General features: G+C 69.7%; 12 protein-coding genes, 1 tRNA gene and 1 pseudogene. 6 read left to right on the top strand and 8 right to left on the bottom strand.

Going from position 1 to position 14390, the window contains the following annotated elements:
- Positions 1 to 4: 4 nt before the first annotated feature.
- Both HCK04_RS36370 and HCK04_RS36365 read right to left on the bottom strand, forming a co-directional pair.
- Positions 5 to 883, bottom strand: a complete 879-nt coding sequence (locus tag HCK04_RS36370) for an alpha/beta hydrolase (protein WP_142651887.1) — start codon at positions 881 to 883, stop codon at positions 5 to 7.
- Positions 880 to 1731: an MBL fold metallo-hydrolase gene (locus HCK04_RS36365; RefSeq protein WP_142651886.1), complete on the bottom strand. Its 852-nt coding sequence runs from the start codon at positions 1729 to 1731 to the stop codon at positions 880 to 882. The genes HCK04_RS36370 and HCK04_RS36365 overlap by 4 nt, the downstream gene beginning before the upstream one ends.
- Positions 1732 to 1815: 84 nt before the next feature.
- Between HCK04_RS36365 and HCK04_RS36360 the strand changes: the two genes are divergently transcribed.
- Together HCK04_RS36360 and HCK04_RS36355 are read left to right on the top strand one after the other, a co-directional pair.
- On the top strand, positions 1816 to 2148 hold the full coding sequence (locus HCK04_RS36360; RefSeq protein WP_142651885.1) for a helix-turn-helix domain-containing protein: 333 nt from the start codon (positions 1816 to 1818) through the stop codon (positions 2146 to 2148).
- Positions 2149 to 2217: 69 nt separating this feature from the next.
- On the top strand, positions 2218 to 4389 hold the full coding sequence (locus HCK04_RS36355; protein WP_142651884.1) for a helicase-associated domain-containing protein: 2172 nt from the start codon (positions 2218 to 2220) through the stop codon (positions 4387 to 4389).
- 54 nt (positions 4390 to 4443) lie between these two features.
- Here HCK04_RS36355 and HCK04_RS36350 read toward each other — a convergent pair whose 3' ends face one another.
- Both HCK04_RS36350 and HCK04_RS36345 read right to left on the bottom strand, forming a co-directional pair.
- Entirely contained in the window at positions 4444 to 6297 is a 1854-nt protein-coding gene (locus HCK04_RS36350) for a lectin (protein ID WP_142651883.1), read from the bottom strand.
- Positions 6298 to 6541: 244 nt separating this feature from the next.
- Positions 6542 to 7936, bottom strand: a complete 1395-nt coding sequence (locus tag HCK04_RS36345) for an OmpA family protein (RefSeq protein WP_142651882.1) — start codon at positions 7934 to 7936, stop codon at positions 6542 to 6544.
- Between the two features lie 25 nt (positions 7937 to 7961).
- Here HCK04_RS36345 and HCK04_RS43930 point away from each other — a divergent pair, with 25 nt between their 5' ends.
- Positions 7962 to 8084: a hypothetical protein gene (locus HCK04_RS43930; RefSeq protein ID WP_260617531.1), complete on the top strand. Its 123-nt coding sequence runs from the start codon at positions 7962 to 7964 to the stop codon at positions 8082 to 8084.
- Between the two features lie 218 nt (positions 8085 to 8302).
- Here HCK04_RS43930 and HCK04_RS36340 read toward each other — a convergent pair whose 3' ends face one another.
- A complete protein-coding gene (locus HCK04_RS36340; RefSeq protein WP_185949103.1) occupies positions 8303 to 9832 on the bottom strand; it encodes an alpha/beta hydrolase in 1530 nt (509 codons plus the stop codon).
- Between the two features lie 447 nt (positions 9833 to 10279).
- Between HCK04_RS36340 and HCK04_RS36335 the strand changes: the two genes are divergently transcribed.
- Positions 10280 to 10356: transfer RNA gene (locus HCK04_RS36335), tRNA-Thr, on the top strand.
- 72 nt (positions 10357 to 10428) lie between these two features.
- Here HCK04_RS36335 and HCK04_RS36330 read toward each other — a convergent pair.
- The 3 genes from HCK04_RS36330 to HCK04_RS36320 all read right to left on the bottom strand — a co-directional run bounded on the left by HCK04_RS36330 (position 10429) and on the right by HCK04_RS36320 (position 12654).
- Positions 10429 to 11088: a hypothetical protein gene (locus tag HCK04_RS36330; RefSeq protein WP_142651880.1), complete on the bottom strand. Its 660-nt coding sequence runs from the start codon at positions 11086 to 11088 to the stop codon at positions 10429 to 10431.
- 70 nt (positions 11089 to 11158) lie between these two features.
- Entirely contained in the window at positions 11159 to 11437 is a 279-nt protein-coding gene (locus HCK04_RS36325) for a hypothetical protein (RefSeq protein WP_142651879.1), read from the bottom strand.
- A 95-nt stretch (positions 11438 to 11532) separates the two neighbouring features.
- Complete coding sequence (locus HCK04_RS36320; protein WP_142651878.1) at positions 11533 to 12654, bottom strand: sensor histidine kinase; 1122 nt, start codon at positions 12652 to 12654, stop codon at positions 11533 to 11535.
- Positions 12655 to 12979: 325 nt separating this feature from the next.
- Here HCK04_RS36320 and HCK04_RS36315 point away from each other — a divergent pair, with 325 nt between their 5' ends.
- A complete protein-coding gene (locus HCK04_RS36315) occupies positions 12980 to 13258 on the top strand; it encodes a hypothetical protein (RefSeq protein WP_142651877.1) in 279 nt (92 codons plus the stop codon).
- Between the two features lie 169 nt (positions 13259 to 13427).
- Positions 13428 to 14390: pseudogene (locus HCK04_RS41585) on the top strand (hypothetical protein); the annotation flags it as partial.

Raw genomic sequence — 14390 nt, 5'->3', positions numbered from 1 at the left:
GCTGTCACAGGTGCCGATGCAGGAAGTCCGCCGTCGCCTCGGCGGCGCGCGTGACATGCGGCTCCACGTCGTACAGGTCGATGTGCTCGCGGCAGTCGAGCCAGAGCGTCTCCTTCTTTCCCGGGCTGCGCTGGATGAGGGTCTCCGCCAGCTCGGGCGCGCAGTACGCGTCGACCCGTCCGTGGACGACGAGCAGCGGCGTGGCGGCGAGCAGTGGCGCCGCGCCGAGTGCGTCGAACGTCATCAGCGAATGGAGCGACCCCCAGGTCACCCGGTTGTCCCAATGCGGTGAGGCGGAGCGGGAGGTGCCGTAGTAGGCGTACGGCTCGTCACCGGGCATCGCGGCCTCACCGCCGCCGGGCGCCACCGCGGGCAGATACTCGTCGTAGCGGTCGAGGAAACGCGCGAGCGCGGTCCGGTAGGCGTCGGCGCCCATCTGCTCGGCGAACCAGGCCGGGCTGTTGTAGGCGCCGGCGATTCCGGCGACCGCCTTCACCCGTGGGTCGGTGGCGGCCGCCCGCACCGCGTACCCGCCGCCGAGGCACACCCCGACGAGGCCGATCCGGTCCGGGGCGACCTCGGCCCGGCGGGCGAGCAGGCTCACCGCGGCGCGCAGGTCGGCGAGCTTGCCCGCGCTGTCCTCGTGCCCTCGGCGCCCTCCGCTCTCGCCGAACCCCCGAGGGTCGAAGGCCAGGGTGACCAGGCCCGCCCGGGCGAGCCGCTCCGCATACATGCCCGTGACCTGTTCCTTCACTCCGGTGAAGGGCCCGGTGAGGACGACGGCGGGCGAGGGTTCGCGCCGTTCGGGCACCCTGAGCTCTCCGACGAGCTCGACACCGGCCGCCGGGAAGGCGACCCGCTCGGTCCGCACCGTGGTCGTCATCGTCCGGCCTCCCCAGACGTGGTGGCCAGGGTGGACAGTTCGGCGGCCACCGCGTCGGCGCCCAGGCCGATGAGCCACTCCAGGGGCGCGTCCGGCAGGAAGCCCGTCATCACCGTGGTCAGCTCCTGCTTCTGCCGATCCGTCAGCGGGGCGCCGTCCCCGGCGAGCCGCCGTACGACCTCCCGGTAGAGCAGCAGGTATCGCCGTTGCCGGAGGAACATGCCGGTGTCGCTCGGGGAGCCGTGGCCCGGGTAGAGGACCAAGCCGTCCAACTCGTCGATGACGCGGTCGAGGACGTGCAGCCAGGCCGTGGAGTGTCCGTCCGCGGTGTAGGGGTGCGTCCCGCCGAACGCCAGGTCGCCCGTGAAGGCCACCCGTTCGCCGCCCGCCTCCACCAGGACATAGGAGTCGGCATGGCTCTCCGCCGGCCCAAGGTCACGCACCTGGACCCGCAGGCCGGCGACCTCGATGATATCCCCGTCCTTCAGCAGGTGGTCGGGCACCCGATATCGGTCGGGCCACTCGTCGCCGTACACCGGCTGCCACTGCTCCCGCTTGGGCACGGCGATCCGCTCGATCGTCTCCGCCACCGCGACCGAGGCGTGCACCGGCACGTCCTCGTCCACCACGTACGGCAGGCCGTTGAAGTGGTCGGGGTGTGCGTGGGTGACGAACGCTCCGAGCAGCGGCTTGCGGAGCGCGGCCAGGCGCGCCGCGAGTGCCCGGGCGTCGGAGACGAGCAGGTTGCCGTCCACGAGGACCACCCCCTCGGCCGTCTCCAGCAGATAGCTGTTGGCGAACAGGCCCGGCTCCGCCGCCGTGTAGGTGTGGATGACGAGATCGCTCATGCTTGAGAAGCTAGGCGTGCCGGATTCTTCGGGCCAGAAGGCACTTTGTGGTGCCCATCAGTCAGGCGTACGGAGGAGGGCCGCATGGATCCCGTGATTCCCGACACGCTGGAGGAGAGCTGCGCCACGCGGCAGGCCCTTGAGCGGTTCGCGGCGAAGTGGCGGGTGCTGGTGATCTACGCCCTGCTGGCCGGTCCCCAGAGGCACAGCCGGCTGCGCCGGCGGCTGCCCGGCATCACGCAGAAGGTGCTGACCGAGACGCTGCGCGGCCTGGAGAAGGACGGCATGGTCGAACGGCGGGTCATCAAGGACACGGCGCCCCAGCATGTGGAGTACGCGCTGACCGACCTGGGGCGTACGCTGCGCGAACCGCTGGGCGCCATCTGCGCCTGGGCACTGGAGCACGCCCGCGGATAGCCGCCGCCATCCATATATGGACCGCCGAGACCGGCCCGGCCGCCGTACGCGGCGTAATACGCTGCGGTGATGAGCACTCGGCAGCGCCTGGCGTCATGGCTGAAGACGAAGTCGCCAGAGGACCGGAGGCTGATCCTCGCCCGGGTCGGGTTCACCACAGACGACGACGTGACTCCGCAGGACCTCGCCCGGCTGCTGCTGCAGCCGCGTGCGGCGCTCGCGCTCGCGCGGTTCTGCACCCGTCCCCAGCATCAGGCCCTGTCGGCCGTCGCGTGGCTGGCGGCGCAGCGCCACGGGCCGCTGCTCGACCTCTGGCATGACGGGGACCCGGTGACGAGGGCCGTGCCCCGCGCCGACGTGCTCGACCTGTTAGCCGGAGACGATCCCGCCCTGCGGGACCACGCGGCCGCCACTTTGGACGCGCTCGCCGACATGGCGTTGGTGCTTCCACCGCACGCCGACCATGTGATCGTGTCCACGGGCGTCCACGCGCACCTCGCCGAGACGGCGGGGCTGGGCCGCCCGGCGGCGGAGCTCATCGGGCTTCACTTCAACGCTCCGGAGGTCCACGCGATCGCCGAGGCCCTGGGATTCCCGAAGGCCAGGATGCGGGAGGACGCGGAGCGCAACGTGCTCGACCTGCTCACCGACCAGGAGCGGGTGCGGGCCCTGCTCGCGCAGGCCCCCGCGAGCGCCCGGCAGTGGCTGCTGGAGATCATCGGGAGCGGATCGCGGGTGCTCACCCACGCCTATCAGGCGCGCGGCGTCTTCGGTTATCACCAGGTGCTGAAGTACGCCTTCCGGCCGGGAGGCTCCGGCGACCCGGACACCGACTGGCTGGCCGCGCGCGGCCTCCTCCTGCCCGCCGGGCTGGACGACACGGCGGAGGTGCCGATCGAGGTCGCCGTGGCCGTTCTCGGCGAGTTGCGTGTGCCGTTCACGCCGGAGCCGCCGCGGCCTCCGTCCGGCCTTCCCGACGCCGTCGGCGCCGATGGTTCCGCCCAGGCGGCCGCCACGGCCGCGCTGTCCCAGATCGAGCGGGTGCTCGCCGCGTGCGCCGGCCAGCCTCCCGCCCTGCGCAAGGCCGGCGGCCTGGCGGTCCGCGACACCAGGCGGATCGCCAAGGCGGCCGGTGTGGCCGAGGAGGTCGCCCGGCTCTGGCTCGATCTGGCGATGCAGGCCGGGCTGCTCGGCCTGCACGCCGAGCCGGTGCAGCGGCCGAAGGGCCATCGCGGCAAGCTGCCGGATCCGGTCGTGAGCCTGCTACCGAAGCCGGAGTACGACGACTGGCTGCAGCGGTCTCCCGCCGAGCGGCTGACGCCGATCATCGCCACCTGGGCGACCATCCCCGCCGTCTACACGTTCTGGCCCGAGGAGGCCGGGACGCCGGTCGCCATCATCGAGCCCGACGATCCGTACGCGGTCGGGATCAGGAGCGCCGTCCTCGACGCGCTCGCCGCGCTTCCCCCGGGCAAGGGCGTCTCCGCCGACGGCCTGCCGTACGTGACGGAACGGGCGGCCTGGCATCGCCCGCTCCACTTCGCGGAGTCGGGGGCGGACGACGACCTGGTAAGCGCCGTGCTGCGCGAGGCCGAGCTGCTCGGCGTGGTCGCCGGGGGCGCCCTCACCGGCGTCGGCCGTGCCGTACGCGATCTGCTGCTCAGCGGTGCGGCGTGGACGTCGCCGGAGCCCGCGCTGACCGCCGCCCTGACGGCCATGCTCCCGCCCGCACAGGCCACCGCCTTCTTCCAGGCCGACCTGACGGCCGTGGTGCGCGGGATGCCCGGCCCGGAGCTCGCCGAGCTGCTCGACGACGTCGCCGACCGCGAGTCGGAGGGGCACGCCGTGGTCTGGCGCTTCTCCGGCTCGACCGTACGCCGGGCCTTCGACCGCGGGCACGAGGCCGACGCCCTGCTCGCGCGGCTCGCCGAGGTGGCCGAGGCGCCCCTGCCGCAGCCGCTGAAATATCTGATCAAGGACACCGCCCGTACGCACGGGCGTGTCCGGGTGGTGCGCTCCGGGTGCTGCCTGCGTTCCGACGACGAAGCGCTCGTCGAGGAGCTCGCCCGCTCCGCGGCGCTGCGTACGCTGGGCCTGCGCAAGATCGCCCCGACGGTGCTGATCAGCGCGCGGGGCGAGGAGGAGACCCTGGCCCGGTTGCGCGCCGCGGGCTACACCCCGGCGCTGGAGTCCGAGACCGGGGCGGCGATCGTCGAGAGGGCCGCCCGCCGGCGCGCGTGACGTGCGGCAGGCCGGGGACGGCGCGTCGAAGCGCCGTCCCCGAGCTCTACGGAATCAGGTGCGGGTCCACTTCTGGTTGCTTCCGCCGTGGCAGGTCCAGATGTGCACCTTGCTGCCGTTGGCGGTGCCGTAGTTCGACACGTCGAGGCACTTGTTCGCGCCGACGGCGGTGATGCTGCCGTCGGAGTTGAAGCGCCACTTCTGGTTGTTCTGGCCGTTGCAGTCCCAGATGATCACGCTGGTGCCGTCCGCGGTGCCCGCGCCGTTGACGTCGAGGCACTTGTTGCCGTAGACGCGCAGCTCACCGGCGCTGGTGGAGGTCCACTGCTGGTTGGACTGCCCGTTGCAGTCCCAGATCTGCACCTGCGCCCCGTTGGCCTGCGACATCTCGGTGACGTCCAGGCACCGGCCCGAGCCCGTGCCCCGGATCGCGCTCGTCGTCTGCGGGGTGCCCGTCGGCGACGCGGACGGCGACGCGGACGGCGACGCGGGCGCGGAGGGGGACGGCGAAGGGCTGGCGGGTGGCCCGCCGTCGCCGCTGAACTGCCACCAGTTGACGTTGAACAGATAGCCGCTGCCGCCGGTGAACCTGAGGTAGAGGTCGTGGGTGCCGGTCGCGCCGGTGACGGGGCAGGAGACGGTCGTCCAGGCCTGCCAGCCGCCGGTGGCCGGGACCGCGCAGGTGCCCATGAGGGTGCCGGTGGCGCTGTCGCGGCGCACCTCGATGTTTCCTCCGCTGGCGCCGGAAGCCACCCTCGCGGTGAACGACGTCGCGCCGTTGCCGAAGGCGACGCCCTTGACCTTGATGTAGTCGCCGTTTTCGATGAAGCCGACGTTCATGCCGCCTTCGGTGGAGGGCTCGGTCTCCACGCCGGATTCCCAGGCGATGGTCTCGGCCTCCTGGCGGACGTACGGGTTCAACGTGCCCACCTGCGGCGCGCCGGTCGTGGTCATGTTGATCGTCGGGATCGTGCCGTCGGCGTTGTAGGTGAACTTCTCCACCGCGACCGAGCGGGTGAAGCCGCCACCGCCCGGCAGTGCGCCGTTGTGATAGAAGAAGTACGAATTGCCCTGATAGTCGATGATCCCGGGGTGATTGGTGAAGCTGCTGCCCTGGGTCGGCATGATCGTGCCGCGGTAGGTCCACGGGCCGGTCGGACCGGGGGCGGTGGAGTAGGCGATGAACTCCGAGCAGCACTTGGCCGCGAACACCATGTAGTAGAGGCCGCCCCGCTTGTAGAACCAGGGGCCTTCCTCGAACAGCGTCGGCCGGTTGGCGTCCCCGGTGCGGGTGCCGAACCCGGAGGTGGTGAGGTTGACCTTCGTCGGGCTGCCCGAATAGGAGGTCATGTCGCTGTTGAGCTTGACGTACCACAGGTTGGGGTTGCCCCAGTAGAGGTAGGCCTGTCCGTCGTCGTCGATGTAGACCGTTGGGTCGATCTCGCCGTTCTCGACCAGGGGGCGGCCCAGGGCGTCGCTGAAGGCCCCGGTGGGGCTGTTGGATACGGCCACGCCGATGGCCATCCTGCCGGTGGACCGGTTGGTCGTGGGGACGTACCAGTAGAACTTGCCGTTGCGATAGACGGCCTGCCCGGCCCAGGCGTCCGATTTGGCCCAGCTGAAGGTGGACACGCTCAGCGGAGAGCCGTGATCGGTCCAGTTGACCATGTCGGTCGAGGACCAGACCCGCCAGTCCTTCATGGTGAAGTACGTCGAGCCGTCCTCGTCGTGCCCGGTGTAGAGGTAGACCCGGCCGTTGTAGACCAGCGGCGCCGGGTCGGCGGTGTAGATCGTCTGCACGATCGGGTTGTCCGCCCTGGCCGCGCCGGCCGGGAGCAGCACCAGCACGCACAGCAGGCTCACGATCCAGGCGACCGTGCGCCTGTATGGCGATAAAGCGGATCTCACATGCGCCTCCTGAAGTGGTGGTCGCTCGCCGAGCGGGTTACGTTAATGTGAGCGCTAACATTTCACGGCGGGAGACCGTGTCATGCGGCGGAGTAGACCCCATGCGCGAGGGATGGTCAAGGTGCCGGGCCTGCTCGGCCGAGCGGGCAGCGGCCTGATCACCTGGGCCGAGCAGGCATCGGAGTGTCGATCACGAAACTGCCGATCGTGAAACTTTCACCTTTGTCCGGGTTAACGTACGGGGTTAACGTACGGGGATGTTGTCGAACCTGCCGAAGGGGCCGGCGTCGAAGGTCACGCTCGTGACGCCTGGAGGGGGCGCCGGCACGTAGAAGAAGCCGCGGTTGCCCGTGCCCGGTTCGACGTTGAACGTCGCCCAGCCCGGGTCCACGTAGTCGTCGGGGCCGTGCGGGTCGTCAGGCCCCATCCGTACGGCGCGATAGACGGTGTGCGAGGCGGGATCGACGACGGAGAAGCCGGTGTACCAGCCGCCGATGTAGGCGATGTCCCCGCCATATCCGGTCCCCGCGCCGAGGGCGCGCGGCCCGAGGTTGACGATGTCGAACACCGCGACGAGGTAGGCGCCGTCGCGATAGAAGGGCTTCACGTCGATGCGGAGACGCTGCCCGGTCGGCTTCTGGGTGGTGGTCCGGCCGGCCACGGTCTCGCCGTCGTCCGCGTGGAACGGCGCCGGTCGTCCCCCGCCCGCGGTGGGCTCGTCGGCACGGGTCTCCTCGGTTGCCGAGGCCGTGGAGCCGCCGGTCGGCTGCTTGATGCGGTAGGAGATCTCCACCCGCCGGTTCCTGGCCCGCGCATCCTCGTCGTCCGCCCCTCCCTCGCGGGCGACGGGCTCGGTCTCGCCCTTGCCCGTCGCGCGGTATCGGTACGCCCCGCCGAGGCGCGCCTGCAGTTCCTTGCGTACGGCTTCCGCGCGCCGCAGGGACAGGGCCATGTTGTACGCGTGGGTGCCCTTGCCGTCGGTATGGCCCTCGATGAGGATGGGAGGCCGGTCAGGATCGGCCTTCTCCCGGGTCTCCTTCGCGACGTCGTCGAGCACGGCTTTGGCCCGTGCCGTGAGCCGGTCGGAGTCGAAGGCGAACAGCACGTCGGTGCGCAGGCCCACGGTCTCGTCGCCGCCGCTCGCGTCGGTCGTCTTCTCCGGGCTCTCGGTGATGCCGTACAGGTCCTGGACGCTGCTGGTGACCTCTCCGGTGGGTTCCCGCACCGGCCACGACACGGTGGTGCCGGGCTGCGGCGTGCTGCCGGGGGCGGTCGTAGGCGACATGGCGCTGCCGGAACCGGTGCCGTCCACCACGGGCACGCCGGTGAACTCCCCGGCCGTGCCCGGAGTGATCGCGGTGACCGTACGGACGCCGGCCGGGAGCGGCGGGTAGTAGACGACGGTCTCGTAGCGCACGCCGGGCTCGTAATATCCCGGTTTGCTGCCCAGCGTTCCGATTTGGTCGGTCAGCGGGTGATAGACCTTGCCACCGACCGGATCGACGAGCGGGATGCGGTAGCTGCCGAAGTCACCGGCCGCCGTCCCGAACGCGTTGCCGGTGTGGCGTGGCTCGTCCTCCAGCGAGGTGACCGTGAAATGGAGGACGGACCGGTCGGCCAGCCGTTCCACCTCGCGCATCTCCACCCGCGCGTGGAGGGGGCCGGTGGGACCGAACCACCCCTCCTTGGTCAGAGACGCCCCGGTGGGCTCCTCGGCCGACGTGGGCTTCTCGGCCGACGTGGGCTTCTCGGCCGACGTGGGCTCCTCGGCCGACGTGGGCTTCTGAGCTGACGTGGCGGACGGCCGAGGTGGCATCGGTGAGGCGGCTTCCGGCCCACGGGGCATGCCCAGCACCCCGCATCCGGACACGGCCAAGGCCGCGGCCATGGTCACAGGCACAGTCAGATCGCGTGATCGCCACCGGTAAGCCATGTGCCGGAATTGTAGGGATATGGACGGATGGTTTGCCGGGAAAAGGCCCGTCCGCTACGTCGGTCTCCGGTCTCAGCCCGTCTTCGGGCAGATCGTGCCGCTCTTGGGCGTGCGCAGGGCGAGCAGGTAGTCGTCGACCGCGCTGTCCACGCACGCCGAGCCGCTGCGGTAGGCCGTGTGCCCGTCGCCGTCATACCCGAGCAGCACGCCCGAGGTCAGCTCCGAGGCGAGCCCCTGCGCCCACTCGTACGGCGTCGCGGGGTCGCGCAGGGTGCCGACGACGAGGATGGGCGGCGCGCCGGCGGCCTTGAGCGGCTTGTCGGTGCCGACCGACTTCACCGGCCAGTAGGCGCAGGGCAGCGAACCCCACATCACGAACGGCCCGAAGTGCGGCGCCGCCTTGGCGGCCTGGCCCGCGGCCTTCCGGTAGGCGGCCAGCGACTTGGGGAACGGGTGGTCGACGCAGTTGATGGCCATGTTGGCCTCGGTCTGGTTCGAGTAGCTGCCGTCGGCCCGCCGGTCGACCAGCAGGTCGGCCATCTGGAGCAGCTCCGTGCCGTCGCCCTGGTTCATCGCCTTGGCCAGGGCCTCCCGCAGCCGGGGCCAGGCCGCCCGCTCGTACAGCGGAGTGGCGATGCCGATGACCGCCCACGCCTCGTTGATCTGCCGGCCGTCGCCCAGGTCGTTCTTCAGCGGCTGCCGGTCGGCCCGCGACAGCAGGTCGCTGATCTCCTGCATCGCGCCGTCCACCGTACGGCTCTTGAAGGGGCACGACTTGTCGAGGAAGCAGTCTTCGACGAAGGCCTTCAGCGCCACCTCGAAGCCCTTCGCCTGCACCTCGTTGGACTTCAGCGACGGCACGGCCGGGTCCACCGCGCCGTCGAGCACGAGTGCCCGCACGTGCTTGGGGAACAGGTCGGCGTACATCGCGCCCAGATAGGTGCCGTACGACTTGCCGAGATAGGTGAGACCACGGTCGCCGAGGACGCCGCGCAGGACGTCCATGTCCCTGGCCGCGTCGGCCGTGCCGACGTGGGGGAGCAGCCGGGCCGACTTGGCTCCGCAGTTGTCGGCGAACAGCTTCGACTCCCTGTCGAGCGCCGTGACCTCCGCCGGCGTGTCCGGGCTGGAGTCCATCCCGATGTACGCGTCGAGCTGGGAGGCCGTCATGCACGTGACCGGGGTCGACTGGCCCACGCCGCGCGGGTCGAACCCGACGACGTCGAACTGGGCGCGCACCTTGTCGCTGACCACGGATCGGGCCGCCCGCGCGTAGTCGATGCCGGAGCCTCCGGGCCCGCCGGGGTTGATGAGCAGGGAGCCGACGCGCTTGCCGGTCGCCGGCAGCCGGATCACGCTGAGGTCGATGCGCTCGCCCGTGGGCTTCGAGTAGTCGAGGGGCACCTGGATCTTGGCGCACTGGAAGCCGTCGCCGCACGCCTTCCATGCGGGCCGCTGCGCGTAGAACGGCTGCAGATCGGCCGAGGGCGCCTCGGCCGCCGGCTGGGCCGACGCGCCCGCGCCGGGCTGTTCGGAGCCGGCCGGAGCGTGGCTGGAGCACGCCGCGAACGGCAGCAGCGCGGCCAGCGCCGCGATCGCCATTCGCCGGCTCTGACCACCGCCGTACCGCGTACGAGGCGGTAGGACCTTCGCTTTCTGCCCAGCCGATCGCATACCCGTCGTTTCCCCTGCTGTCGCCTGCGTGACGAGCACCAGCATGCCGCCTGCCGCGGGCGGGCGGCGACCACCCGGCAAGAGCCGTGCGGGATGAGGTCAAATGTCTGGTGGCCCGAGGGCGCCGTCGGACGAGACAGGGCGCTTTTCGTGTGACAGATGCGCCTGGTATGCCCTGTCTCCGCTGGTCATCGGGTAAAGGGAGGCCCAGTGGGCGGCTCGGGAAGTTTTACCGATCTCTCGTCGCGCTGATCACGCCCCCGGACCGCGCCCGTGGGCCCTCCGGGGGCCTTCGAAGATCGCGACGCTCCGGGCCGCGACGGGTGCACGAGAACCGCGCCAACCCTGTAGACTGTGCGAAGCCGTTCGCGGCGTGCCGCCTTAGCTCAGTCGGCCAGAGCACTTCACTCGTAATGAAGGGGTCAAGGGTTCGATTCCCTTAGGCGGCTCCACTACAGAGGCCCTCCCGGATCACCGGGAGGGCCTCTTGCTAACACCCTCGTAACAGTTGCCCACTTGATCGGCTAAGTGCGGCTTCCGAGGCTAAGCAACTGGAACGTCTCGTCCACCCAAGTCCTCTCCAGAGCGTTACTTGTGATATGTCGCAAGGCGATGAAGGAGGACTCTGGCTCACGACTTGATAGGCTGCTATTAGACATGAGGTCTGATGTGAAGCCGGCGAGAGCCTTGAAGGCAAGGTAGGGCGGAGCGTCCGCACTGGTCCACCGATGCGCCACTATCTCTCGGGTGCCGGACTTATAGATACGGGACTGCAGGGGGACCTTCCGCTGGATGGACTTCCGTAGGCTTTGGAAAGCCTGTCGAAAACAGCCAAGAAGGGTGCATTCCCGCTGCGACAGGGAGTGCTCGGAGGCCAGTCGCACAAGGAGCGACTCCACTTTGCCCTCTGCTTCGGCAGCACGGCTCAGCATCTCCGCTTGGAAACGATCATCCTCTCTGAAACTGGCAGGAGCGCCGTCCCAGGACTTCCAAATTGAACAGAACTGCCCGTATGCCTCATAGAAAGCGCCGAGAGCCAGGAGATCCAGCTCTCGGCGCTTCTTCCGCTCGTCCCATCGAGCGGTGAGCCGGTTGCCCACCAACCATCCAAGGGTGAGGGTTAATAGGGCAACTGCAAGGTTGGGAACTGCCTTGACGGTTTCCATCCACAGCGTTCCGCCCATCTCGCCTCCTGATCTCTATTAGAGAGATCGCTGGCGAGGCGCGAAGTGTGTCAGTTCCGTTCGCTTGTGTTCAGCGGGCGAGGACCAGCGCGGCGAAGGAGCGGGCCTGGATGTCCGGGTGGGTGAAACGCCTGGCCGACGTGTCTCCGATGTCCGCGAGCACCTCGTCCAGGTGCCCGTCGCGGGTCCAGCGGGCGAGCGCGGTGTAAGCGTGGTCGTCACGGACCGCGGGATCCGGTGACACGAGCATGGCCGAGAGTTCGTCCGCGAGGCGGCGGACCGCCACATCCCCGGGAAAGGGGAAACCCGCGGCCGCGACCGATGGCCAGTCGACTGAAGCGGAGGGCATTGCGGGAGGCTATCGCAGCCGCCAGATGCTTCCGCAGCATGTGTACGCGCTGGATCCGGGGCCCCGCACCGTGTTCTCCGCCGGCATGACCCTGATCATGAGGCAGACCCGATGGGGACGCGGACCGCTACCCGGAAGCCGCCGCCCGGCAGCGGGCCGGACTCCATCGTGCCGCCCTCGGCAGCGACGCGCTCGGACAGGCCGTTCAGGCCGTTGCCCGGAACGTGCTTCCCCTTGGCCCGGCCGTTGTCGCGGACCTCCAGCACCGCGTCGTCGCCGTCGCGTCCTACCTCGATGACGCAGCGGGAAGCGCGTGCGTGGCGGACGAGGTTGGTGACCGACTCGCGCACCGCCCAGCCGAACACGCCGTCGGCCGCATCCGGCAGGGGCGCTCCCGACATCCGTACAGTCGTGTCCACTCCGGCCGCAGCCAGGACCGTCCGCGCGCCGTCCAGCTCCTCGCTCAGGTCACGCCGCCGGTAGCCGGAGATCGCCTCGCGCACGTCCGTCAGCGAGGACCGGGCCACCGACTCGATGTCGCCGATCTCGGCGATGGCGCGGGCGAGGTCCCGGTCGGCCAGCCGCCGCGCCAGCTCGCTCTTCAACACGATGAGCGACATGCTGTGGCCGAGCAGGTCGTGCAGGTCACGGGCGATGCGCAACCGCTCGTCGGCGGCGGCGAGCCGGGCGACCTCGCCGCGAGCCTCGCGCAGTTGCAGCACCAGCGTCCGCGAGTGCCGGAGCGCGACCATCAACATTCCGAACGCCAGCAGCACCAGCGCGAACCCGCCGATCATCGGGGCCGGGGCGCCGACCAGCACCCCGTCCACGGCTATCACGGCCGTCGACACCAGCACTCCGTACGCGGCCCACCGCAGCGGCAGCGACATCGCCAGCACGAATGCCAGGTAGATCGGCAGACCCAGCCAGTCGAGACCGAACAGCGGTGGCAGCCCCGCCGCCAGCAGCGCGAACGTCGCCAGCACCGTCACCGACCGCACCGTGTATGGGTCGTCCCAGTGCCGCCGTACGAACGCCGCCGCGTAGTACATCAGCGCGAACACCACCATGGCCGCCAGGCCCAGCCAGCGCCGCGTCCCTTCGTAATGGGCCACCGCCACCCCGACTGGGGTCAGGAACAGCAGTCCGAACGACATCCAGAAGGCCCGTTGCAGCAGCGCGGGGCCTTCGACGTCGCCCTGGAAAAGTCGGCTCATTGGGCCGTACGCTAGCGCGCCCGTTGGCGGCGAGCCCAGCGCTTCGCCCTGGCCGGGCCCTCCTGGTAGCTCCGGGAGGGCCTCTTGCCAACACTCCCACTACGTATCATGCCCGCTGAATTCTGACAATAGATCGAAATCCTCTACAAATCACCAGCTACGGCATTTTCGGCGAGATGGCTCGCAAGGCACCTCTGCCTTAAGACACGCACACAGAAATCTTTCAGTTCTACGGGCGCCGGCGTACCCGTTCCCATTACAGTGTGACCCGCAGTCGAACTGTCAGCAGAATCTGATGACGAGTTATTCCGTGGAGAGGTTGGCCATGGCCGGGAAGCCGCAGGTGCACCTGCGGAGCGTGGTGCTCTTGCGCGCCTTGATGGTCGGACTCGGTCGCAGGGTGACCGAGTTCGCTCGCTGCCCGGCCGTTACCAGCGGACAGTGCATTGACGGTCTGTTCAAGCGAGGCACGCGCCGTCGTACCACGGCGGACGCCATCGCGACAGCAGCGGGGGCGCAGACTGTCGACCTGTTCAACCCATGCATTCATCTTCCATGGATCTGCGAACTCATCGTGCTTTCTGTTGAGAATTCGTATTCCTGACCTCCTCGGATGGGTTCTTATCGAGAGTTCGATTCGCACCATCTCGACCGAAGAACTACACGTTCCGCCGCGCCATTCTCAGCCGGTCGGCTCCCGGGATGCGTCCTCGACCCCATCAGGAAGAGAGCATGGCGCCTTCCGCGAACCTCACGAAAGGAATCATCTCCTGATGAAGAAAGCTCTCGTTGCCGGTGGCGTCCTCGCCGCCGCTGCACTGATCACCACTGCGGCGGTGGCCACCCAGGTCGCAAGCGCGGTGAGCACAACGCACACGGTCACAAGCGCGGCGCGCACCCTCACGCACGCTGCCTCGAGTGCGGCGACCACCACCACGCACACGGCCAGCAGCAGGTCCCACATCAGCGCGAGGAACGGTTACTCCCCGAGGCACACCGTGCAAGGTCGCTTCCGCGGGGACCGCGATCACAAATACATCCTGAACGGCCGCACGTACGTCCTGCCCGGCTGCCAGTACATCGTGAACGGCGGGGTGTACGTCATGCCCACCTGCAGCCAAACCCGTCCCGTCTACATCCTGAGCGGCCGCACGTACGCCCTGCCCGGCGACTGGTACGAGCAGCCCATCGCCGGCCTACCCGGCCGCTGGTACGGCCTCCCCGGTTACCGGCTCGACGAGCGCGTTGTTCATGAGTACGTCCTGGATGGCCGCACGTACGTCCTGCCCGGCTGCCAGTACATCATGAACGGTGGGGTGTACATCATGCCCACGTGCAGCTACCGCACTCCGGTGTACATCCTCAACGGTCGCGCGTACCCCCTGCCCGGCCGCTGGAACTGTGACCGGACCCTTGACCTGCCCGGCTGCTGGTACGGCCTCCCCGGTCGCGGGTTCGGGATCGGTCAGCGCTGGGACGGGTTCGGCCACAGATGGGACGGGCGCGGCCGCGGCTGGGGCGGGTTCGGCCAGAACTGGGGTGGGTTCGGCCATGGCCACGGCTGGGACTGGGGCCGCGGCTCTGACCACAACTGGGGCGGGGACCGGCCCCGCCAGGGCGGCTCCGGCGGCTCTGGCCACTGGGGCGGCGGGTCCGGTCAGGGCGGCCAGGGCGGACCCGGTCAGGGCGGCCAGGGTGGACCCGGTCAGGGCGGCCAGGGTGGACCCGGCCAGGGT

Source organism: Microbispora sp. CL1-1 (genome assembly GCF_012034195.1).
GTDB lineage: Bacteria > Actinomycetota > Actinomycetes > Streptosporangiales > Streptosporangiaceae > Microbispora.
This window is presented reverse-complemented; position numbering and strand designations above follow the sequence as displayed.

What these genes read in the sequence shown, in the direction of transcription:
- HCK04_RS36370 (WP_142651887.1), bottom strand. Translation starts at nt 883, where the DNA reads ATGACGACCACGGTGCGGACCGAGCGGGTCGCCTTCCCGGCGGCCGGT.
- HCK04_RS36365 (WP_142651886.1), bottom strand. Translation starts at nt 1,731, where the DNA reads ATGAGCGATCTCGTCATCCACACCTACACGGCGGCGGAGCCGGGCCTG.
- HCK04_RS36360 (WP_142651885.1), top strand. Translation starts at nt 1,816, where the DNA reads ATGGATCCCGTGATTCCCGACACGCTGGAGGAGAGCTGCGCCACGCGG.
- HCK04_RS36355 (WP_142651884.1), top strand. Translation starts at nt 2,218, where the DNA reads ATGAGCACTCGGCAGCGCCTGGCGTCATGGCTGAAGACGAAGTCGCCA.
- HCK04_RS36345 (WP_142651882.1), bottom strand. Translation starts at nt 7,936, where the DNA reads ATGCGCGAGGTGGAACGGCTGGCCGACCGGTCCGTCCTCCATTTCACG.
- HCK04_RS36340 (WP_185949103.1), bottom strand. Translation starts at nt 9,832, where the DNA reads ATGGCGATCGCGGCGCTGGCCGCGCTGCTGCCGTTCGCGGCGTGCTCC.
- HCK04_RS36330 (WP_142651880.1), bottom strand. Translation starts at nt 11,088, where the DNA reads ATGGGCGGAACGCTGTGGATGGAAACCGTCAAGGCAGTTCCCAACCTT.
- HCK04_RS36325 (WP_142651879.1), bottom strand. Translation starts at nt 11,437, where the DNA reads ATGCCCTCCGCTTCAGTCGACTGGCCATCGGTCGCGGCCGCGGGTTTC.
- HCK04_RS36320 (WP_142651878.1), bottom strand. Translation starts at nt 12,654, where the DNA reads ATGAGCCGACTTTTCCAGGGCGACGTCGAAGGCCCCGCGCTGCTGCAA.
- HCK04_RS36315 (WP_142651877.1), top strand. Translation starts at nt 12,980, where the DNA reads ATGGCCGGGAAGCCGCAGGTGCACCTGCGGAGCGTGGTGCTCTTGCGC.